General features: G+C 43.9%; 17 protein-coding genes. 11 read left to right on the top strand and 6 right to left on the bottom strand.

Annotated elements, in window-relative coordinates; all coding sequences use genetic code 11:
- Positions 1–12 precede the first annotated feature (12 nt).
- The 5 genes from tagF to tssJ all read right to left on the bottom strand — a co-directional run bounded on the left by tagF (position 13) and on the right by tssJ (position 7,714).
- Positions 13–759 carry a type VI secretion system-associated protein TagF gene (tagF, locus tag C8R34_RS13410; protein ID WP_207896481.1) on the bottom strand — a complete coding sequence of 249 codons (747 nt, stop codon included), beginning with the start codon at positions 757–759 and terminating at the stop codon, positions 13–15.
- Positions 741–4,322, bottom strand: a complete 3,582-nt coding sequence (gene tssM / locus C8R34_RS13415; protein WP_110341436.1) for a type VI secretion system membrane subunit TssM — start codon at positions 4,320–4,322, stop codon at positions 741–743. The genes tagF and tssM overlap by 19 nt, the downstream gene beginning before the upstream one ends.
- A 61-nt stretch (positions 4,323–4,383) precedes the next feature.
- Complete coding sequence (locus tag C8R34_RS13420) at positions 4,384–5,685, bottom strand: DotU family type VI secretion system protein (protein WP_110341438.1); 1,302 nt, start codon at positions 5,683–5,685, stop codon at positions 4,384–4,386.
- A 64-nt stretch (positions 5,686–5,749) separates the two neighbouring features.
- A complete protein-coding gene (gene tssK / locus C8R34_RS13425; RefSeq protein ID WP_110341440.1) occupies positions 5,750–7,090 on the bottom strand; it encodes a type VI secretion system baseplate subunit TssK in 1,341 nt (446 codons plus the stop codon).
- Between the two features lie 60 nt (positions 7,091–7,150).
- Positions 7,151–7,714, bottom strand: a complete 564-nt coding sequence (gene tssJ / locus C8R34_RS13430) for a type VI secretion system lipoprotein TssJ (RefSeq protein ID WP_110341442.1) — start codon at positions 7,712–7,714, stop codon at positions 7,151–7,153.
- A 179-nt stretch (positions 7,715–7,893) separates the two neighbouring features.
- Here tssJ and C8R34_RS16310 point away from each other — a divergent pair, with 179 nt between their 5' ends.
- Entirely contained in the window at positions 7,894–8,088 is a 195-nt protein-coding gene (locus C8R34_RS16310; protein ID WP_132467109.1) for a hypothetical protein, read from the top strand.
- Positions 8,089–8,537: 449 nt separating this feature from the next.
- Complete coding sequence (locus C8R34_RS13435) at positions 8,538–9,113, top strand: hypothetical protein (protein ID WP_132467110.1); 576 nt, start codon at positions 8,538–8,540, stop codon at positions 9,111–9,113.
- 474 nt (positions 9,114–9,587) lie between these two features.
- Here the strand turns inward: C8R34_RS13435 and C8R34_RS13440 are convergent, their stop codons facing one another.
- On the bottom strand, positions 9,588–10,784 hold the full coding sequence (locus tag C8R34_RS13440) for an EAL domain-containing protein (protein WP_110341446.1): 1,197 nt from the start codon (positions 10,782–10,784) through the stop codon (positions 9,588–9,590).
- Positions 10,785–11,122: 338 nt separating this feature from the next.
- Between C8R34_RS13440 and tssA the strand changes: the two genes are divergently transcribed.
- From tssA to tssH, 9 genes are all read left to right on the top strand, one after another.
- Positions 11,123–12,133 (top strand): type VI secretion system protein TssA, encoded by a 1,011-nt coding sequence (tssA, locus tag C8R34_RS13445; protein WP_165872577.1) that lies wholly within the window; start codon positions 11,123–11,125, stop codon positions 12,131–12,133.
- A 248-nt stretch (positions 12,134–12,381) separates the two neighbouring features.
- Positions 12,382–12,912 carry a type VI secretion system contractile sheath small subunit gene (gene tssB, locus C8R34_RS13450; protein ID WP_110341450.1) on the top strand — a complete coding sequence of 177 codons (531 nt, stop codon included), beginning with the start codon at positions 12,382–12,384 and terminating at the stop codon, positions 12,910–12,912.
- 16 nt (positions 12,913–12,928) lie between these two features.
- Complete coding sequence (tssC, locus tag C8R34_RS13455) at positions 12,929–14,434, top strand: type VI secretion system contractile sheath large subunit (RefSeq protein ID WP_110341452.1); 1,506 nt, start codon at positions 12,929–12,931, stop codon at positions 14,432–14,434.
- Positions 14,435–14,542: 108 nt separating this feature from the next.
- Complete coding sequence (locus tag C8R34_RS13460; RefSeq protein WP_110341454.1) at positions 14,543–15,028, top strand: type VI secretion system tube protein Hcp; 486 nt, start codon at positions 14,543–14,545, stop codon at positions 15,026–15,028.
- A gap of 107 nt (positions 15,029–15,135) precedes the next feature.
- Entirely contained in the window at positions 15,136–15,942 is an 807-nt protein-coding gene (locus tag C8R34_RS13465; protein ID WP_110341456.1) for a type VI secretion system accessory protein TagJ, read from the top strand.
- Between the two features lie 4 nt (positions 15,943–15,946).
- A complete protein-coding gene (gene tssE / locus C8R34_RS13470) occupies positions 15,947–16,597 on the top strand; it encodes a type VI secretion system baseplate subunit TssE (RefSeq protein WP_132467111.1) in 651 nt (216 codons plus the stop codon).
- Positions 16,598–16,612: 15 nt separating this feature from the next.
- On the top strand, positions 16,613–18,484 hold the full coding sequence (gene tssF / locus C8R34_RS13475) for a type VI secretion system baseplate subunit TssF (RefSeq protein WP_110341461.1): 1,872 nt from the start codon (positions 16,613–16,615) through the stop codon (positions 18,482–18,484).
- 2 nt (positions 18,485–18,486) lie between these two features.
- Positions 18,487–19,473 carry a type VI secretion system baseplate subunit TssG gene (gene tssG, locus C8R34_RS13480; RefSeq protein WP_165872578.1) on the top strand — a complete coding sequence of 329 codons (987 nt, stop codon included), beginning with the start codon at positions 18,487–18,489 and terminating at the stop codon, positions 19,471–19,473.
- A complete protein-coding gene (gene tssH / locus C8R34_RS13485; RefSeq protein ID WP_110341465.1) occupies positions 19,470–22,160 on the top strand; it encodes a type VI secretion system ATPase TssH in 2,691 nt (896 codons plus the stop codon). Before tssG ends, tssH begins: the two co-directional genes overlap by 4 nt.
- Positions 22,161–22,188 lie beyond the last annotated feature (28 nt).

Below are 22,188 nucleotides of genomic sequence, written 5' to 3' on the forward strand. Positions count from 1 at the left end.
TTTAGAACGCCCTTATTGCGTAACATTATCAAGTAGAATCGAAAAGTTGTTTTCCGGTGGAAGCCCGGTAAAACAGTGCAACTGTGTTTTATCCGTTTCAAAGTCAACCTTCCACCATATACTTTTGCCGAGTCCTATTTTACTAAAAACATCTTGACTTGCCTCATTGAAAACTTCAACCAGAGAGTCTGTCGTCGGTAATGATAATGACTGATGATTATTACCTTTTAGAGACGAAGCTTGCCACCAATCACCCAATTCTTGACGATAAAATGATGAGCCTGCACCCGAAAATATAGGAGGAGGGTGGCATGATAAGTTTTGATCTAAGTCATCAGGCGATATATTGAAATCTAGCGAAGTTAGTGCAACTTGTTCCAGAGCTGCATACCAATGCTGTGCTAGAAGGATTGATAACACAGTGCCGGGATATGGTTCAATTTCAGTGACAATGGTTAACGGGAAATGCCGCCCAACTTTATCGACACTTGGCATGAGAATACCTGTCCATACTTTGGTATTGCCACAGGTATCCGGCATGAGTATAAAGCGCCAAATTGGGCTGGTAAGATATAAATCAAGCCAATGCTCGCCTAATTGTTCCCGGCTTGATGCTATGGCCTTTTGCAACCAAGTATCCCAGATATCAATAAAACTGGGAGGTAAGCGACGTGAAACGAAGTCACCAAGAGACGGTATTTTTCCGTACCAACCGACAGTTAAGAATTCTTTATCGCCCATCATAGCGTAGAGGGGCATCTGAATTCTTTGAGCTCTTGCAGTCGGAATGGATTCTGAACACTACTGGTCGTTACTTCAAATTGCGCTTTTCTACCGTTGATATTGAAGATTGCGCTGAATTTTTCGGGTTGTGAGGATGGATTGATTTGCACGTTATCGAACATGCGAAACAGCGCCCAAGGGCCTTCAAAGACTTGTCCCGATATGCCTTCTTGTTGAGCAGGAAAAATTTGTAGACGTACCTGCGTACTTCCTCGCGGACCAGGCCATTGAATGGAAACCGGTACTTGAGGGCCATGACTATATTTCACCAGTTGTCCATCGATATCCAGAATAAATTGTGTGATCGCTGGATCCATATCGATTGGTTTGAACGTGAAATTGATGTTCGTGGCACGCGCTCCCCCACGGAAAAAAATATCGCGGATAATTTGCGCACGTTTGAATTCTTGAAGATCTCTGGGAGCATTGCCAGTTTGTCGGAAATACCATGCTTGTTTTGTGTTATCCACATACTGAGCCAGTTCTTTCTGGAAATATTCATCAAAACGTCCACCAAAACCGAATAATTGCGTAAAGTCGTCTTGTGTCACATCCTGGTTACTTTTTTTCGTAAAAGGATATCGTCCGGCAATCGCTTTCTGACAGAAATCAGTAATTGCTATTTTGAGCGATTGATTCAAGTTACCCCGTGTCATTCCTTCAGTCTGATTCTGGCTGCTGGAAGAAAGTGTTGTGAACATAGAACGTAGCGGTTCATTTAAGCGACGGGCATTGGCTCCCATTTCTGATTGTACTTTACTGGTTGGAAGCGTAGTGTTTGTCTTTAGTGCCTCTTCAGTTGCCGTAAGGAATAAGTAAAGTTCATTAACCTGAGAAAGTAGTCCGTCTATGGGGGCTGATTGTCCAGGACTTTGTGCCTGCACCAAGCGACGCAACTCCTTAAATTTTTCGTCAACAATATGCTCTGGCCTTGAAACAAGTTCTGCGGTCATTATTTTTTCTTCCGAACGCCCAAGTAACTGCTTTAAAGTTTTGCTTGCATTCTTGACTTGATCGGTGGCTTTCTCAACCATATTTCTTTCAGCGGGATCAGTGTTGACCAATGTAACTTCTTTGACGATGGCTCTTAACAATAACGAAAGTGGAGAGTCGGCGGCAGAAAGAAGTCGTGTTAATTCAATATTTTTTTGCAAGGAGTTTGCATTGATGAGTTTTATATCGTTAATGAAGGCATCCCAGTTTTTTGCGTAGTCCTGCAAATATAAGCGGCGAACTTCTTCATTGATTTGAAATTCATCTTGGGAACTGAATATTAATTTGCTTTGTTTTTCGGGAAGACCAAGTACCCAAGATTCTTCTTGAGCAAGCTGCTGAGTGATTTCCTTGGCTGCCTGCGGGAAAAAATTGTAATAGCCATCATAGGTATATAAACCTGATATTCCCTTGCTAAGAGGCATGCCGCTTTTACGCTCGAATACAAGGGTGGCTGCCGATCCTACGCTTGTTGCGATGGTAAATTCAGGAACATTAATATTCATTCCTTGAAGTTTTAGGCGGTTATAAATCCGCTGTGCTAAAGGTGTTTTAGCGATGATGGAGCGTACCCGGTTGATGAGTTGCGTATTGATTGGAATGGGGGAAGCTAAATGGTCATGGCTCAATAAGGAATCAAGGTGTGATTCCAGAATCTTGCGTTGATCATGGGTAAATTCCCTCGGCAAGCTGATTTCCCAATCCAACATGATAAAAGCCTTTAAAGCTACCGGATCAAAATGTTCGGCTTGATGCAGCATAAGATAGGCTTTAAGGCCTTCATATAATAATTCCATATTGCTGGCATTTGCGCTGCTGAGTATATATTCGATACGCAGTATCAGTTGTGGAAGAAATGTATCCTGCAGTAGCCGTTGAAAAGAATTGTTCGCCGCAGCTGTCAGTTTATCGCCTTGATAAAGACCCATACTCATGGAAAGTGGTGGTGATTCCATGTTGCCGCCGGGGATCATGGCAAGTTCCTTCACGGCTTTGAGCGCAGCGATGAGATCTGGCATATTGATATTCTGTACCACGGGGAGTTGCTCAACCTGCTTGGAAACTTCAGGTATTTTTGCGGACACTTCTGCAACATAAGCTTGATTCTGGGTAAAGCTAATTGCCCATGCAGCAATCAAGCCGAGAGTACAAAATATTGCAATGAAAGAAACACTCCATTGCAACAGTGCGCGTTGACGTTCCCAGCGAAGATTAGTCCCCGCAATTTCTGCCTCGTTTAATATGACGTCTTGAATGAGCCGTGATAGGAAGAAGCTTTTTCCACTGGGCTTGTGAGGAATTAATTGTCTACCGTCAAGCTGCAGTGCTCGCGCAAAACCACTGATGATGCGATCAATCGGATTGCCTTCTTGTATGCCACTGGTAAAGTAAATGCCGCGTAATAGTGGCGGCTGACTAAAGCGTGACAGCGAAAAAATTTGATCGAGAAAATCCCCGAGCGTAGCTTTCAGTGCACTGAATTGCTGGGGAAAAGTATAGAGTAGGGCGCGTTTCTGGATATCTCTTTCATCTTGCAAGTAATCAATGAGCCTGTCGTTGAGGCGTTGTTCCAGTAAAGCGAATTCGGAACCAAAATTAGCAAGCGGCATGGCATCTTCATTTTCTGAAAGTGGAAAAGTTGCTCCCCACACTTGCATTCTTTCTTCTTTGCCATATTTGCCAAAAAATTCCATAAAGCCATTGAGTAAATCCATTTTGGTGACAAGCACGTAAATAGGAAAGCGGATATTAAGCTCGGAATGGAGTTCTTGGATACGCTTACGTATGGAATTCGCTTGCGCTTCTCTCTGGGCGGGCGTTTGTTGCAGTAAATCTGTCAAACTGATGGTGACAATAATACCGTTGATGGGGCGGCGGGGGCGGTATTTCTTGAGCAGCTTCAGGAATCCGCTCCAGGCGGCACTGTCTTGTTCTTGGTTGCTTTCTTGCGTGGTGTACCGGCCCGCAGTGTCGAGTAAAATGGCTTCATTGGTAAACCACCAATCACAGTTTCGAGTGCCGCCAATCCCATGGATAACTTCCTGACCAAAACGCTCAGCGAGTGGAAATTGCAGTCCTGAGTTCACCAGCGCTGTCGTTTTTCCTGACCCGGGTGCGCCGATAAAAATATACCAGGGAAGTTCATATACATATTGTCGGTTGAGTTTAGCGAGAAAAGCGTGTTTTTTACCGAGATTTGTATTTTTTAGTACAGCGACTGCTTCCTCGAAACGTTTTTGCAGCGTTGCAACTTCTTCGCTACCTGCGCTATTCATAGCGCCTTGCTGTGCAGGGGGTTGCTGCAGCAGTCCTTCCATGAAGCGAACATTCAGATTTCTGGAGTGAATGAAATTCCAGACTAATTTCCCAATATAAAAGACGATAATAACTGCGATAAGTATCATCCGGTGCGTATCCGATGCCAATGGATAATAGTCAGCAAATGCGATGAGTGGACCTGCAAACCATATGAGTGCGCTGATGGCAACCAGGCCAAGAATTGTCAACGTTACGCGGTTGAACAGCAGTTTTAGAATCTTTTTCATTTAGTTAATCTCAGGTTACTCAATAGAATTATGCATATACCAACAAGTATTGAATGAAATCTTAGTCAACAATTATTTCGACTCGCCGATTTTTTGCACGACCTTCAGAAGTATCATTGGAAGCAATAGGTTCGGCATCTGCTCGGCCTTCTGCTTGTATTCGATTGCTAGCTACCCCCATTTTGACGAGAAGCTGCCCGGCAGACTGAGCGCGTTCTTGCGACAAATGCCAGTTGGAAGGGAATTTTACTGTTCGGATAGGCCGATTGTCGGTATGACCCAGGACTTGAATCTGCCCCGTTCTTTTGTTTAAAGCATCAGCGACACGTTTCAAGACAGGTACAAATGATTGAGAAACAACCGTGCTGCCAGGCGAGAAGATTCCATCACCCAGTAATGTAATGATATGGCGGTTATTTTCATACCGCACAGTCAGCAATCTTTGGTTGATCTCCTGAGTAAGAAATTCTGTAAGATAGGGACTTGCCGGTGGTTGCGATACCGGTAGTTGATGTTGGATGGTATTTGCGGTGCGAATCGATTGTATCTGAGCGAATACTGGATCTGAAGCGTCACTTAATAGGAAACTAAAGCTCAAATAGGCTATTAGCAGGGCTAACCCGCATAAGGAAGCTAAAATCCATAGCGGCATGAATAAAAAAAACTTGGCGCGCTTGAAAGCAGCCGTATGCCAATGAGGCGATAATTCCGGTTCGAATTTGTTGCGTTCTTTTCCAATGATCTGAGCAAGCCGCTCACGCAATGCTTCCAACTGGCTCTTGCCGCTATTTATTACGCGATAGCGTCCTTCAAATCCTAAGGTAAGGCAGACATACATAAATTCGAGTATGTCGAGATTGGGTTTAGGATTTTCAGCAAGTTTTGCTAATAGTTGGAAAAATTTCTCGCCGCCGACAGTTTCATTATGAAACTGGATGAGTAAACTGTATTTTCCCCACTCATTACTTCCCCACGGCGTGGAAGCAATGCACTCGTCAACAAACGTGCATAGTGCATATCGTGCTGCAATGACTTTCTCGGATGGCACGCCAGCAGCTCTGGCTTGGTTTTCAAAAGTCTTGACACTTTGTACAAGGTAATCACGCAATCCGGCTAAATCGTTATGGTGCAAGGTTGTTCGTAATAGGGTGGTGGTATTTAATAACGGGTTGGCTGCCGTGATTAAGGGATTGAGCCCGGTCACTGCGGGCGTGTGATCGCTATCAATGATTGACCTGTCAACCGGTACGCCCAATGATGATTGAGGGGAAGATCGCTGTGCAGGGGGAGTACGTCCACCAGGAGATGGCATGATGATTGTCTTATCCAAGTCTGGTGATGCAAAGGGGTCATTCTCGCGCATAATAAGATTTAATCATTTAAATTAATAAGTTGAGAAGTTGAGCAGGATTGAACGTCAAACTATCTCATTCTTTTATTGCCCAGAGTTCAAGCGCAAGCCCTGGGAACTCTCCTCCAATATGTATCACTAAACCGGCTGAATGCTCCAATTGTTTCCATAATTCATTTTTCCGCTCCAATTCAAAATAGTTGAATCCTGCATGAAAAGGCAATTGCCTTGGAGCGACGGGCAAAGGAGTAAGCGGTATGCCAGGTAAAGCGAGATTCACTAAATCGCGTATTTTTTCTGATGGTCCGGCTTTTACTTGAACTGGGATTTTTACTCGTATGGCTTCAGCAGGAAGTTGCGCGTTGACAGCGAGAATGAAGTTCGCAGATTTGAATAAGCCTTTATCATGGACCAGTGCTATGCGTATGCTATGTTGGCGCTCTTCCAATTCAATAGGAACCACATTCGAAATACCTTCTAGTGCAAGTAGTCGGCGCAGTTCCATCATTAGGCTACTAAAGCATAATGCTAGTGCATCATGATGATATTCTTTGTAATTGGAAGGGCGACGCGAGTTTTTTTCATCAAAAGCTGACATGTCACCTGCAAAGCCGATGCATAGGCTATATAGTCTTTCTGGATGTAATACTGAAATTTTTGTCAAATGCTTGAACAACACCTCATAGCGATTGATGGTTTGCAACCTCAGAAAGTCGGCAATCTCTGCAATTCCACGATGGCCGGGCTGTGTTATCAGCGAGGCCAATTCTTCACCCCGCTGATGAAGCATTCCACACAATTCTTGCAAATAACCACTTAACATGACATCAGAACCAACGTGTAACAATGGCGGGACGAATTCTTTGTGCAGCACGACTTGATTATCCGCGCGGCGTTCAGAAATTTGCACTACACCTAAAACAGTATACGCGTCTGTGGCATCGCGTTTACGCATCAGCCTGAGGCGAAGTTGTCCTATTTGTAAGCATGCGCTGCTTGGGTTCTGAGTGTTGTTATCGGAAACTTCAATTTCTTCAATAGCGTAGCGCGCTAAATTGCCGTCTTGGCTGTCACCTGAATCAGTTTCAGTTGCACTGACGCGTTGCACGGGCAGTGCAAGTACAATGACTTCATCGCGTAAATTAACGTCAATATCCAGTGGCAGCGGCGCTTTATCCTGCTCTGGAAAATTAAACGGTGTGCCATCAGGGAAGATGCCGCGACCTGAAGTTAATTGTATTTTACCCAGCATTAATGCAGTCGAATTGAGTTCGAGGCTGCTAAATCCCCAGTAATAACCCAGCAATGGCGCAATGCGATTTTCTAACAATCGTTCATGGTAACGATTTTGCTGTTGAAAATGCTGGGGCTGGAGAAACATTCCTTCCGACCAAATAACTTTATTATTCCAGGACATACTATTTCTCTGATTATTTAATAATTAAACTAATGGATTGCAAATTTTTCATTAGCGAGCCTATTCTATAACTTCATACAATGTTCCCGGCGGTGGTTTGGGCGACATAAATTGGCAAAAGAATCCGCACTCTGGTTTGGCACCAATCTGGATTTTGTTTCCTTCTAAAAAAATATAGATTTCAGGCGCTTCTTCTTTTGGCGGAATGGTTGCAGATGCGCGCCATTGTGACTGTTCAAGATCTTTGTAAGCAGCAACGACACCGACATAGCGTGTATCGATATTCAATGTTCGGTTAAATTTCTGCTTCTGGCCCGGTGTCAATCTAAATTCTTCACTCGTTTTCAATTCGTTCTCAAGAGTCGCTTTGTAGTCATTAAAAATCGAGAAAAAATCTGCGGAACTGAATGCTGCCAGTGAAGTAAGCTCGTAAAATCTGATGACAACCGGCCTCGCTTCTGGCGCTTTTGTTTCTGCTGTCGTTGTGGTGTAAGGATTGATATTGGGTTGTACATTGAGAGAGACCACGGCTACGGGAGGTTTGGGGGGGCTGGAGCAGCCCGTCAGAATCAAACAAGCAGCGGCAAGGGTAATCCAGATAAACGCTAGTAGTGCCCGTTCCATTTTTTATACGTTCCTCCTTATCTCTAAAAAACGCCCTATCCCTAATGCCGGTAAGTATATAGAAATATTGGTTACAAAGCCTGTGAGAATTCTCACTGCGCAAATCAGTCATTGTTGAGATTTTTCATAGGCAGTTACTCATTTATTCTCCTTAGCGATGTTTTTTCAGAAACTCTATTATGCTCGCAGCTTCAAAAATCCCGAGGGTTCCGGCTTACACCCGATTTTCAGCCAATGCGACCGAACTACTTTTTCTGGATCACCCACGCAACATGAATAGAGCAGAACGAAGTACGGGAGACAACGAAAGTATCCTGAGTAGAAGAGACAACAACCAACAACCAACAACCAACAACCAACAACAACGCACCTGATTTAAGAAACCGAGGAAGAGAGAAAATATGGTCAAATAGCCCAGAGCACAATGAAACACATGAACATAAACAAGAAAGTCAAAACTCAGTCCCATGACTAGATCGAGAGAGAAAAGAGAGTACAATACCCAAAAACACATACCCATCAATCAGCCCTCGAGGAAACACATAAGATGCCCCGAACAAATTTAGTTAATATGATGACCAACTTCCGAATAGCAACAATTAATTCGAGCAAAGCATATGCGAAGATGCACCGAGGAGACCAACCACTGAAGCAGCCGACCTTACAGAACATTGATACATGGAATCAATTCATAGCGATAGGAGCCGACCCGAGTACTAACATGTTAGTTCTAGGCAGAAGTCAAGAGGTTTGGAATCCGCAAAATATCTTCAGAGACAAATGGTCGACGCAATCCGTGACATCCAAACAAATAGATCGGTCAATGAAAAGCGTATACGTAAATCCATCTTACGTTCAATCAACTGAAGGCCAAAAGGGCATAGCAAACTTAAAACGCCGGGCCGATCTAGACAACAAAGGAAAGCAGTACGACGCTCCGTTCAACCTCGACAGAGGGTCGGTATTATACAACTGGGCGGAATGGAGCTTACAAGGGAACGACGCATTCATCGCAGGAGGCGCGTGCGAGCGCAAGGCCATACAGGTATTAATCCCAAGCACGCGTTACAAGGACATATCTACAGACGTAATCTGGGACGCGAAACAAGCACGTCCCACCGTCTTAGGTCACGAGTTAGCATTCGCAAACTTAATAGGCGAGTACGAGCGCAAGAAACCGGTCGACCCACGCGAGCCATTAACACTAACACCGAAAAATAAAGAAGATACTGAGGAGATAACACCGGAGAAATTATCGAGTGCAATGGACATAATCGCTAGTATTACATCAGAGGGTGAACTAAGAGCGTTATTAGAGTCATTCGACAGTCCAGAGTCAAACCCGCAAGCGCCGCCGGTTGTGCTTCATATCGATACATCAAAAAAGGAGGATAATTAATACGGATTCGATCTTCAGGCATCACGAGAAGGACAGACAGTATCACGTGATGGCATAGACAGGTCGGACCGGTGCTGGCAAAACCCGAACCCGTGGAGCTCGATAGCAAAAACCGATCGGTCAATGCTGTGTGGTCGTTTGGAACCGGCAAGCAGATTCCATCATGGGCATGGCCAAAATGAGCGCACAAAAAAGGTAGTCCAACAAAGGGGTCCAACAAAGGCAACAAAGGAAGGCAACAAAGGGGTCAGACCCTTTTATAATAAATCATATTTATGCGAGATGCCGCCAGTTCGCGGTTCGTTCTTTCTTTGGGTATTAAAGTATGCGAACGACACTAAATATTGATGAGCTATAATTAGCGTATGCCAAACTCCATGCTATTCAGCTGAACGGTTCATTGGGTCAGTCCGCTTATTTATGGCTTATCCCCGATTCCGGCCTGCTTTCCTAATGCGACGCAAGCAATGCATCTCAGCAACCAATCCTGTCCCCCGGTTTACCATAATAGAAGCCTTGCAATAAATCGATACCGATTTGCCGACTCACCTTATCCTCGCCTGCTGTTTCCACGCCCTCGGCTAATACTTTAATGCCTTGTTCATGGCTATAGCTCACCAGCATTTCTACCATGCGTTGCCGAGCGTGGCTGGCCATATCTATGTTATGAATAAGACAAATATCAAATTTCAATATATCTGGAGAAGCTTCTGATAATTCGAGCAAACGTGCTTGACCAGCGCCAAAATCATCATATGCCAAGCCAATTTTTAATGCGTGCAAGTGACTTTTTAGTTCACTCATTTGCTGGATATTGGAAACCGCTTTTTCAGGTATTTCCAGGACTAGCTTGGTGTGTGGATAGGTTTCACGAATTTTATCAAGATGATGATATAAATTATTGATATTCTCGATTTCTTTAGGATGTATATTAAAGAAAAAGTAAACATTTTGCGGGTAGTTGTGCGCTTCTATTAATCCTGTTTCAAGAAATAATTCGCTTAATGCAATTTCGGCACTTCTCTGTTCAGCAATATAAAAAAGCGCTTCAGGAGATTCAGGTAACAAAGGGTGAGTTCCGCGCCCTAGTAGCTCATAGGCGACAATCGCCAGATGATTATCAAACACAGGTTGTGGCGCACATTTTACCTGTTTATTCTGAAGAAGCACTTTCAGCTCTTTAGCGCCTCTGGCAATTTTTTCCAGGACATTGCCGGTAGCAATGTAGGTATGTTCTTGTTCATCGGCGGTAGCCGATGGTTTCCCATGTTCAATAATAATTCTTAATTCCACATCACCCAGGCGCACAATATCACCATCCTCAATCGGTAGGCTCTGAGTGATCTTGTTATCATTGAGAAAAGTCCCATTGGTGCTATTAAGATCTCTTATGCATAATTGCCCATCGCAACTGAAAATTTCTGCATGATGACGAGATATGGTATCGGCATCGATAGGCAGCCCCGAATCTGGCATCCGGCCAATAAGAAAAGGCAGGTGATTTACTGCCACCCGGCTATAGGCATGCTCAGATGTGAGATATCCTTCTAAAAAACAAACATCCATATAACCATTCCTTGCTTTCTTAGATCTGCATTGAGTGATGCGAAAAATACAAACACCTTGAATACACGTAAATGTTAAGCATATATGCATCAAATCCAGCAACAAGCTACATGAATTCCCAGCCTGCTAGGAAACTGCTAGCAGGCTGGGAATAAAGCAGTCGATTCGTATACTGTAAGGGACATAAAGAAATTGTGCAATTATATAAATTCATGGTAAGAACTATTAGCGCTGCTTTCTGAGGCATGATGAGTTTCATTTCATATGACAAGTGGATTAGCTGTTACATTTTGGTTTCTGCAGATTTGATGCTCTAAAACCTGTTGAAGGAATGTATTATTTTGGAAATACGTATAGACTATAGGGGTTATAGCGTATTAAATTGTGTTAGCCAATTTTTTGAATATTTATCTTAATGTTAATGAATTAATCTCAAGATGATTATGGAAATTGAAAGATTACTTAAATCAGTATCTGCTGAATCACCTTGCGGTCCGGATCTTGAGTACGATGCTGATTTTCTCAAATTAAGCGAGGATCTGGAGAGTCCACAAGAAAGGATTGCGGGCGATGTATCTGAAAAAGAACCGAACTGGAATACAATTGCATTCCGTGCCGAAGCATTGTTTTCACGCACCAAGGACTTACGCGTGGCCATCTGGTTGAGCCGTGCATGGACACGCCGTGAAGGATTGGCTGGATTAGTCTCCGGACTACATTTGATTAATGATTTGTTGACCTTGTACTGGGAAGATATTCATCCCAATCTTGACAGTGAAGATGACAATGATCCTACACGCAGATTGAATGTGCTCTCCGAAATTGGGGATTATGGAATTTTGGTGCGCGATGTTCAGAATGTGATTATTTTATTCCCGCCGGTCAGAATATCAATACGCGATATCTTAATTGTTTTGGGAAAAATATCAGGTACAAATGTTGAAGTGGGATATACGCAAGCACAAATTGAAGAAATGTTTCATGCGCAAGATAATGCGCAAGCAGTCCAGAACTTCAGTAATTTGATAACAGAAGCATTAGAAACTCTGCAAGAAATAAGAAATTTTCTCAAACAAAAAGTCAATGAAGCTCAGCTCCCGGATTTTAGTAAATTGCAGATCGCGTTAGAGCCAATTTTGTTATTGTGTAAAAATGCAGCGACATCAAGTCAGGACACTGACCTGGAAGAATCTTCTTTAGCTGGTGAGGGCGTTAGGATGGCGGACAAAAATGGTTCTTCTCAAGGGGAAATAAGGAGTCGCGAAGATATCACCCGTGTTCTTGAAAAAGTTTGCAAGTATCTTGAGCGAACTGAGCCAACCAATCCGGTTTCCTTGATCATTCGATTGGCACAAACCTTAATGACCAAGAATTTTCTGGAAATTATTGAAGCAATACCGCCGGAAGATATGAAAGTTTTTAAGAAAATTATTGATTCTGATAAGGAAAAATAATTCTTTGGTTCTATTATTAATAGCGATGGGAGGAATTATTGTCACAAAGCAATATATTTTGAAGAGGGTGGATTTTAGCTGCGATTATTCTTTATCTGTTTCCTTTAACCAAACGTGATTTTTATCACAGATTCATTTGTTTCCAACGATTAGAATTTTTTCATTGATCTACTGGTTTCTTTTTTTTGCAGTCAATCGGGTTTTGATTAATTAAGAAACTCAGTAACTTTTAGAGAAGGGGAGAAGCTATGGCCGAGAGCAGTCAAAAATTTATCGCACGTAACCGTGCGCCGCGTGTGCAGATTGAATACGATGTCGAATTATATGGTGCCGAGAAAAAGATCCAGTTGCCATTCGTGATGGGTGTGATGGCGGATTTGTCGGGTAAACCGGCAGAAGCTTTGCCCGAAGTCAGCGAGAGAGATTTTCTTGAAATTGATGTTGATAATTTCAGTGAGCGGTTAAAAGCAATGAAACCACGGGTTGCTTTTCAAGTACCCAATGTTTTAACTGGCGAAGGAAATATCAGTGTGGATATTACTTTTGAGAATATGGATGATTTCTCGCCGGCAAGAGTTGCTGAAAAGGTTGATGGATTGAAAGAACTGCTGCAAACCAGAACGGAACTTGCCAATTTAATTACTTACATGGATGGAAAAGGCGGTGCTGAGAAAAAAATCGCTGAAATATTGAAAGATGAAGCCTTGCTTAAGTCATTAGCTTCGACGCCAAAGCCTCAGCAACCGGAATCTGAGGTTTCTGAAAGCGAATCCAAGTAAAAAATAAGGAGAATAAATGATGGCCGAGACAGCGATTGATTCACCCAAAGAGGAAGCGAAAACACAAGAGTCGGATGTTTTTTCTGAGTTATTGCGGAAAGAATTTAAACCTAAATCACCAGAAGCTGAAGGAGCTATTGAAAAGTCGGTAAGGACATTGGCTTATCAGGCTCTCAATGATGGGAAAAGCTTAATACCAAAAGATGAGGTAGATGCAATCAGAACCATCCAGTCAATGATTGCGCAAATCGATAAAGTGCTGAGCGATCAAGTAAATCTGATTTTGCATCATGATGATTTCCAAAAATTGGAAGGCAGCTGGAGAGGATTGCACCATTTGGTGAACAATACTGAAACCGATGAAATGCTAAAAATCAAGGTGTTTAATGTCACTAAAAAAGAGGTGCATAAGACACTCAAAAAATTTCAAGGAACTGCTTGGGATCAAAGTCCGGTCTTTAAAAAAATCTATACGCATGAGTATGGAATGTTTGGTGGAGAGCCCTTTGGTTGTTTGATCGGGGATTACGAGTTCGATCACTCTCCACAGGACGTAGAGTTTCTGAAAGAAATCGCCAAAGTTTCAGCGGCAGCGCATATGCCTTTCATCGCAGCGGCATCTCCTAAAGTCATGAATATGGATTCCTGGCAAGAGCTTGCTGATCCACGTGATTTAACCAAGATATTTGGCACCCCGGAATATGCAGCATGGCGGTCTCTGAGAGAGTCCGAGGATGCTCGCTATATTGGATTGACATTACCGCGTTTTTTGTCCCGCCTGCCTTATGGCGCCAAAACATCACCCGTGGAACAATTTGATTTCGAAGAAAATGTTGCCAATGCAGATCACAGTAAATATACCTGGAGCAATTCAGCATACGCGATGGGCGTGAATATCAATCGTGCGTTTAAATTGTACGGTTGGTGTTCGCGGATTCGGGGTATCGAATCGGGTGGGGCTGTCGAGGGATTGCCTACGCATACTTTTCCTACGGATGATGGCGGCGTTGATATGAAATGTCCTACTGAAATTGCCATTGATGATCGACGTGAAGCGGAGCTTGCCAAAAATGGCTTTATGCCATTACTGCATAAGAAAAATTCTGATTTTGCAGCATTTATTGGTGCACAATCGTTGCAAAAACCTTTTGAGTACGATGATCCGGATGCAACTGCCAACGCAAATTTGTCGGCCAGACTACCTTACTTATTTGCAGTTTGCCGTTTTGCGCATTACCTCAAATGTATTGTGAGAGATAAGGTCGGTTCCTTTAAGGAACGGGACGATATGCAAGCATGGTTGCAAAAGTGGATTAATAATTACGTTGAAGCCAACCCGGCGACAGCGAGTGAAATTGACAAGGCCAGAAAACCCTTGGCCCAAGCTGAAGTGGTCGTCGAAGCAGTAGAAGGAAATCCTGGCTACTATACTTCCAAGTTTTACCTGAGGCCGCATTATCAACTGGAGGGATTAACCGTGTCTTTACGATTAGTTTCAAGATTGCCTTCAGAGAAGAAATAACCGGGTTGTAAAATTTGAATTATTCGCACTTAGTTTCCGGAGTAGGGTGTGAAGCATGTGTCGAGCGTTATTTTTATTAATTAATCTCAGTAAATCAAGGAGAAGAGAATGGCTACAAATACCTATCTAAGCTGCGACCCTATTAAAGGCGAATCAACAGATGATGGTCATAAGGAATGGATCGAAGTATTCGCTTTCAATCATGGATTGAGTCAACCTATGTCCGGCGCTAGCGGCACTGGGGGTCGTGGCGCAGCTCGCGCTGATTTTAGTCCTTTTGTCATTTCAAAAAGCATGGACAAAGCGAGCGTGGATCTCAGCTTATATTGCGCCAAGGGAACACATATTGCCAAAGTAGTGCTGGAAGTATGTCAGGAATCCGGAGAAAGAGTGTGCTATATCAAGTATGAATTAGAAAATGCAATGATTCAGTCTATTTCAGTAGGCGGTGGCGGTTCCGGCCGTCCTAATGAAACAGTGACATTTGTATATGACAAGATATCTTGGACCTACACCCCTGTGGGTAATGATGGTAAGGCAGGTACTGCCGTGGGGCCCAAAAAATGGAATCTAGAAACAAATAAAGCTGAATAGTAGTAGCGTAATAGGTAACGGAAGTGTTGATTCATAACGAATGGTGACGACTGTGCGAGTGAGTTGACGCTTCCTTAATAACACTCAATTAAATTAATAATGCCAGCATGACACCTGAAGATTGCTTAAAGTTGGGTAACTTAGACGAGTCGTTGCGACTGCTGCAGGACCGGATCAAGAAGCAGCCATCGAATTCTCAGGATAGGATCTTTTTATTTCAATTGTTGGCGGTAATGGGGCAATGGGATAGAGCGCTGACCCAATTAAAAGTTGTGAAGGAACTGGATGATAGTTCAATCGCAATGGTGTTGATGTACCACCAGGTTATTGCTTGTGAACGAATCAGAGAGCAGGTTTTTCTGGGACAGAAAGAACCCATGATTATCGGAGAACCCAAGCAATGGATTGCATTGATGATTCAAGCGCTAAGGTTGGCTGCGGAAGAAAAATATGAGGCCTCTCAAACGTTTCGTATGCAGGCATTCGAGGAAGCGCCAAGTCTCGGTGGAACGATAAACAATGAATCGTTTGCATGGCTGGCTGATAGCGATGCGCGAATTGGACCCGTCATAGAAGCTATTATCGACGGTCGTTATATATGGACGAGTTTGGAAAACCTGCGCTCGATTGTAATCGAAGAGCCTGTTGATTTACGTGATGTTGTGTGGCTTCCGACACATTTTACTTGGCAAAATGGTGGAGAAAATTACGGATTGATGCCAGCTCGGTACCCGCGATCCTATCAAACAGACCCGCTTCTGGCGTTGTCTCGTAAAACGGTTTGGCAAGAATTTCCGCATGATTTAAGTATCGGATATGGGCAGAAAATGTGGATAACCGATCAATCCGAATATCCCCTGCTGGAAACCCGAACAATTGATATCAAACCTGCTTCGAGTCACGTCGAGGGGTGATGTTTTGGGAACCTTCTCAAAAGACCTTTTTTTACCATCATTGTTGGATCGGCTTACCAATGAAGATCCGGTCAATCAGCTGATAAACGAAGTCAAGCAGAAAATTAAACAAGTAGAGCAGGATTTGAATAATTCAACCAATATGCCAACCAATCACGAGGGCATGGGAATTGATGGGCAGAAAGAGAAACAGCATCAATTGCACCATCAACTGGTTGGATTGCAGGCTCAATATAATACGCTAAGTGCTTCTATCAGCTCAAAGCAAGATATTCAATCGTGCGTGAAGCGGGATCTCGAATGGTTATTCAATGCCATTCAATATGTTCCCAACGAGGGACTCGATGACTTCCCTGAAACAGCGCGATCGGTTATTAATTTCGGCGTACCGGATTTCACGGGAAAGACTGTTTCCGGACTGGATATGATCCAATTGGAGCGTTTGTTATTGAAAGCCATTATTGATTTTGAGCCGAGGATAATCCAAAAAACATTAACCGTTAAAGTGATCGCAGATGAGAATAAAAAAGAACATAACGTTTTTGTTTTTGAAATAGAAGGTGAAATATGCGCAAAGCCATTACCTTTGCATTTACATTTACGAACTGAAGTTGAATTGGAAAGCAGTCAAGTGATTATTTATGACATGCATTAAAATCCAAGGACAAAAATGACACCGCGCTTGCTTGATTATTATGAGAAGGAATTGCGATTCATCCGTGAGATGGGATTTGAATTCGCCAAGCGTTATCCAAAAATTGCCGCAAATCTCGATTTGGGGAGCACTGAATGTAGCGATCCCTATGTAGAGCGATTACTAGAGGGTTTTGCCTTTCTGACAGCACGCATTCAATTGAAAATGGATGCGGAATTTCCCCGTTTCACGCAACATTTGCTGGAAATCGTGTATCCGCATTACCTTGCCCCCTTGCCATCAATGATGATTGTGCAGATTAATCCCGACTATAAAGGGGGAATCACTGAAACGGGTTTTGTGCTGAAACGGGGAACTAAGTTTTTCAGCAGGGCCGCAGGCGGAGGACGGAGTCGGTGTGAATTTCAAATTGCGCACGAAGTGAACGTTTGGCCAGTCCAGGTCAAGGAAGCTGTTTATTTACCCCTGGGCCAGGTGCCGGTTCATCCTGGTTTAAATACCAAAAAAACAAAATCAGGTTTTAGAATAAAACTGCAGACTGCTGCAAATTATCGCTTTAATCAACTGGCTACCGATCATTTAACGTTTTACTTGCATGGCACGGGCAGCCTGCCTGTACAACTCTATGAATTAATCATGGGACATGGCCTGTCGGTTGTCATCAGAAATCCATCAAATCAACAAAGTTATGTTTTGGATCGTTCGATGCTTCAATCGGTGGGCTACAGTCAGGAAGAATCCTTGTTGCCCGATACGGCACAAACCTTTCAGGGCTACCGTCTATTGCAGGAATATTTTGCATTGCCTGAGCGTTTCTTATTTTTTCAATTGAATCAACTTAATGCAGTGTTTCAACAATGCGATACGGATGAAATTGAAATTTTGATTCTGTTGGATGTTTCGCAAGATAAATTGGAACACGTTGTTCATGCAGAAAATTTCAGATTGAATTGTACGCCGGCGATCAATCTGTTTGAAAAGCATGCGGATCGCATTCACTTGAAACAGCATAATGCAGAACATCATCTGGTTGTCGATAAAACCAAATCCAATGATTTTGAGGTCTTCAGTATTCTCGAAGTCATTGGATTTGGAAGCGATATGCAATCAGAGCAGACATTCCGTCCTTTTTATTCCAGTTCGCATGAGCACAGTGGAAATACCGGCACTTTTGCTTACTATACGATCAGACGTCAACCCACCTTATTTCCAGTCAATACCAGTTCAAATATTTTAAAAACTGAATATGTTGGTAGCGAAGTCTATTTATCCCTGGTGGATTCCAGCGAGATGCCTTTCGATACCGAAATGAAACAACTGGGAGTTCGGGCACTTTGTACCAACAGGGATTTGCCAAAGCTTTTGTTATTGGATGGCAACAAGTCTGATTTTAGTTGGGAAGTAAGCGCGCCTATTGACCATATCGTTTGTTTAGTGGGCCCTACGGATCCCAAGCCATCCGCTACGGAAAGCAGTTACATGTGGCGTTTAATCAATCATTTATCATTGAACTACCTCAGCTTGGTCAATAATGATCAGCAGCAAGGTGCCAAGGCGTTGCGTGATATGCTGGCATTGTATGCAGATTATTCCGAGCACGCGATAGCCAAGCAAATTGAAGGACTGCAATCGATACAATGTCGCCCGATAACTTGTCGGGTGCCGCTAAAAGGTCCCATCACGTTTGGGCGTGGACTGGAAATCACGGTTACATTCGATGAAGCGGCTTTTGCGGGGGGGAGCAGTTTTCTGATGGGGGCTGTTTTGGATCGTTTTCTTTGTAAGTATGCATCCATGAATAGTTTTACACAGGTCAGGATTTCAACTAAAGAACGTGGTGAGATAATGCAATGGCCAGTCAGATCAGGAACCAGAATTCTGTTGTAGCGATGCTGAAGGATCTTCAGCAAGAACCCTACAAGTATGATTTTTATCAGTTTGTGCGCTTAATCGAGTGCATGTATCCTGATAAACAGCGGTTTGGCTATTCGGTAAAACCCAGCGATGATGCCATTCGCATGGGGCAATTGCCATTCCTGCAATTTGCGCCAGCAGCCATTGCAACTTTTGAAGCGAATGCGGACTATCCGGCGGCATTAAAAGTGTTTTTCTTTGGCTTGTTTGGCCCCAATGGTCCTTTGCCTATCCATCTTACCGAGTTTGCAAGAAATCGCAGTAATATCGCTAGGGATCCGACGCTAGCAGAATTTGCCGATCTTTTTCACCACCGGTTACTCAGTCTTTTTTATCGCGCATGGGCGGATAAAGAACCCACCGTACAGCTTGACCGCCCGCAAAATGACCGTTTCAGTTTTTATGTGGGGTCGTTGCTGGGAATCGCAGAGCGCTCTCAACAGCAGCGTGATGGCATCTCTGATCATGCAAAATTACATTTTGCAATACATATGGGCGGCTCAACAAAACATGCCAGTGGATTGATCGCAATATTGCATGCTTACTTTCAAGTACCCATCGCAGTGGAAGAGTTTGTGGGTGAGTGGCTTACGATACCCAAAGATAGTTTGTGTTATTTGAATACGGATCAGCAAACAGGTCAACTGGGAGTCTCCGCTACGGCAGGAAAACGTAGTTGGCAATGCATGCATAAGTTTCGTATCGTGGCTGGGCCACTTGATTTGCAACAATTTGAATCACTATTGCCAAACGGGGAAAAGATAACCGCATTTTCTGATCTGGTTAAAAATTACATCGGCTTTGAATTCAAATGGGATTTAAATCTCGTTCTAAAGAAAAATGAGGTGCCGACTGCGCGACTCGGCAAAGATAGTTGGTTGGGTTGGAACAGTTGGCTTGCGATAAAAAACAGAACTAATGATGCGAGAGATATGTTTATCGATTTGGAGAAGAACTTATGACGGAAATTAGCCGGGCAGCCTTATTTGGAAAGTTGAACAATTTGGCATACAAAGGCATAGAAAGCGCAACCGTTTTTTGTAAAATGCGCGGCAATCCTTATGTTGAACTGGTGCACTGGCTGCATCAAATCCTTCAATTACCCGATTCCGATGTGCACCGTATCATTAAAAGATTCGAGCTGAATCCATCACGCTTGGCGAATGATTTTGTTCAATTGCTGGATCGTTTGCCTGCAGGGGCTTCCAGTTTGTCGGATTTCTCCACTGATGTCGAAGAATCAGTCGAAAAAAGCTGGTTATATGCTAGCCTTAAGTATGCCAGCAATCAGGTAAGGTCCGGTCACCTGGTGGTCGGCATTATAAAAACGCCCGCGCTGCGCAATAAATTGCTGATGATTTCGCAAGAATTCAAGAAAATCAATACGGATACATTGGTTGACGAGCTAAATGCCATCGTTCAAGGATCGCCTGAAGACCAGATGGCGGCATCGGATGGTAGCCAATTGGCGGGAAATGCTTCACCAGGAGAATATTCTAGCGCCATGCCAGCGGCGCAAATGGGAAAACAAAAAGCACTGCAGCAGTTTTCAATGGATTTAACGGAAGCGGCGCGCCAAGGAAAAATTGATCCCATCGTCGGCCGAGATAATGAAATTCGTCAACTGATTGATATCCTGATGCGGCGGCGTCAGAACAATCCCATTCTGACGGGGGAGGCGGGGGTTGGTAAAACTGCCGTGGTTGAAGGATTCGCTTTAAAGATTGCGAGCGGTGATGTACCGCCACCATTACAAGGCGTGAGCATCAGAACACTGGACTTGGGGCTGCTGCAAGCGGGTGCCAGCATGAAAGGCGAATTTGAAAACCGGCTACGCCAGGTGATCGATGAAGTGCAAGCCTCGGAAAAACCCATCATCCTGTTTATTGATGAAGCGCATACCTTGATCGGCGCAGGCGGATCGGCTGGTACCGGTGATGCAGCCAATCTGCTAAAACCGGCGTTGGCTCGTGGCACATTACGCACAATCGCTGCCACGACCTGGTCGGAATACAAAAAATATTTTGAAAAGGATCCTGCGCTCACCAGGCGTTTTCAGGTCGTCAAAATCGATGAGCCGCATGAGGAAAAAGCCATTCAAATGGTGCGTTGCCTTGCCAATGTGATGGAACAGCACCATAAAGTGTTGCTGCTGGACGAAGCCCTTGAAGATGCAGTCAAATTATCGCATCGTTATATTCCCGACCGGCAACTACCGGATAAATGTGTCAGTGTGTTAGACACTGCTTGCGCACGGGTTGCCATCAGCCAATCTGCGGTTCCTCCCGAAGTTGAAGATAGCCGTCGCAAAATTGATACGCTTAAAACAGAAGCCGGCATTATCGAGCGGGAGCATGCGGTCGGCGTGGATATCAAGGATAGAAAGCAGATTGTTGAGACCAAATTGACTGAAGAGGCACAACGGCTGGAACAACTTGAACAGCGATGGCTCAAGGAGAAGCAGTTGGTTGATCAAATTCTTGAATTGCGCATTGAACTGCACAATCAACAGCCTGAGGCGGATTTGCAATCGGGCAATGAGACACCCAATCACCATTCCAACCCACAAGCGCTTGCCACATTAAAATTACTTCAGCAGCAGCTTGTCGAGTTGCAAGGGGAGCAGCCACTGATGTTTCCGACGGTGGATAGTCAAGCAGTGGCATCCGTGATTGCAGGTTGGACCGGAATTCCAGTGGGACGCATGGTGAAAAATGAAATTGATGCTATTCTCAATCTGGGGGGGACATTGAATCGCCGCGTAATCGGTCAGCGGCACGCGCTGGATATGATCGCCAGGCGCGTGCAAACTTCACGCGCCAATCTGGATAATCCTGGTAAACCGATCGGCGTGTTCTTGTTATGTGGATCTTCCGGAGTCGGTAAAACGGAAACCGGTTTGGCGCTGGCTGAAGCATTGTATGGCGGTGAAGAAAACATCATCACCATTAATATGAGCGAATACCAGGAAGCTCATGCAGTGTCCACTTTAAAAGGTTCTCCTCCGGGCTATGTCGGTTATGGCGAAGGTGGAATATTGACCGAAGCCGTCAGGCGCAGACCGTATAGCGTAATCTTGCTGGATGAAGTTGAAAAAGCGCATCCGGATGTGCACGAAATTTTTTTCCAGGTATTTGATAAAGGCTGGATGGAAGATGCGGAAGGCCGCTTTATCGATTTCAAAAATACCATCATCCTTCTGACCTCCAATGCAGGTACCGACTTGATCATGAATCTGTGTAAGGATCCTGAGTTGATGCCCGACGCGGATGAAATTGCCAAAGCATTGCGCACACCTTTACTTAAAATTTTCCCTGCAGCGCTTCTCGGCAGATTGGTAACCATCCCTTATTATCCGATCAGCGATGAAATGCTCAGAGCCATCATCAAGCTGCAATTAAATAGAATCGAGAAACGCATTAAGGCTAACCACCGCATACCATTTGGATACGATGACGCCGTGGTGCAATTGATTGCCGATCGTTGTAACGAACTCGAAAGCGGTGCCCGAGTGGTTGATGCGATTTTGACCAATACGGTACTGCCAGCCATTAGTCAGCAATTTTTAACTAAAATGATGACCGGGGAAGCGATTTCAGCAGTTAATATTGGTGTGCAGAATGGTGAATTCAGTTACCGGTTTGAATAATCTTTTAATCTACCCATGAGCTAAAAAC

The sequence above is a fragment of the Nitrosomonas sp. Nm84 genome, assembly GCF_003201565.1.
Taxonomy (GTDB): Bacteria; Pseudomonadota; Gammaproteobacteria; order Burkholderiales; family Nitrosomonadaceae; genus Nitrosomonas.

What these genes read in the sequence shown, in the direction of transcription:
- tssB (WP_110341450.1), top strand. Translation starts at nt 12,382, where the DNA reads ATGGCCGAGAGCAGTCAAAAATTTATCGCACGTAACCGTGCGCCGCGT.
- C8R34_RS16310 (WP_132467109.1), top strand. Translation starts at nt 7,894, where the DNA reads ATGCTCGCAGCTTCAAAAATCCCGAGGGTTCCGGCTTACACCCGATTT.
- tssK (WP_110341440.1), bottom strand. Translation starts at nt 7,090, where the DNA reads ATGTCCTGGAATAATAAAGTTATTTGGTCGGAAGGAATGTTTCTCCAG.
- tssM (WP_110341436.1), bottom strand. Translation starts at nt 4,322, where the DNA reads ATGAAAAAGATTCTAAAACTGCTGTTCAACCGCGTAACGTTGACAATT.
- tssJ (WP_110341442.1), bottom strand. Translation starts at nt 7,714, where the DNA reads ATGGAACGGGCACTACTAGCGTTTATCTGGATTACCCTTGCCGCTGCT.
- tssG (WP_165872578.1), top strand. Translation starts at nt 18,487, where the DNA reads ATGCTGAAGGATCTTCAGCAAGAACCCTACAAGTATGATTTTTATCAG.
- C8R34_RS13465 (WP_110341456.1), top strand. Translation starts at nt 15,136, where the DNA reads ATGACACCTGAAGATTGCTTAAAGTTGGGTAACTTAGACGAGTCGTTG.
- C8R34_RS13435 (WP_132467110.1), top strand. Translation starts at nt 8,538, where the DNA reads ATGAAAAGCGTATACGTAAATCCATCTTACGTTCAATCAACTGAAGGC.
- tssH (WP_110341465.1), top strand. Translation starts at nt 19,470, where the DNA reads ATGACGGAAATTAGCCGGGCAGCCTTATTTGGAAAGTTGAACAATTTG.
- C8R34_RS13420 (WP_110341438.1), bottom strand. Translation starts at nt 5,685, where the DNA reads ATGCGCGAGAATGACCCCTTTGCATCACCAGACTTGGATAAGACAATC.
- C8R34_RS13460 (WP_110341454.1), top strand. Translation starts at nt 14,543, where the DNA reads ATGGCTACAAATACCTATCTAAGCTGCGACCCTATTAAAGGCGAATCA.
- tagF (WP_207896481.1), bottom strand. Translation starts at nt 759, where the DNA reads ATGCCCCTCTACGCTATGATGGGCGATAAAGAATTCTTAACTGTCGGT.
- tssA (WP_165872577.1), top strand. Translation starts at nt 11,123, where the DNA reads ATGGAAATTGAAAGATTACTTAAATCAGTATCTGCTGAATCACCTTGC.
- tssC (WP_110341452.1), top strand. Translation starts at nt 12,929, where the DNA reads ATGATGGCCGAGACAGCGATTGATTCACCCAAAGAGGAAGCGAAAACA.
- tssF (WP_110341461.1), top strand. Translation starts at nt 16,613, where the DNA reads ATGACACCGCGCTTGCTTGATTATTATGAGAAGGAATTGCGATTCATC.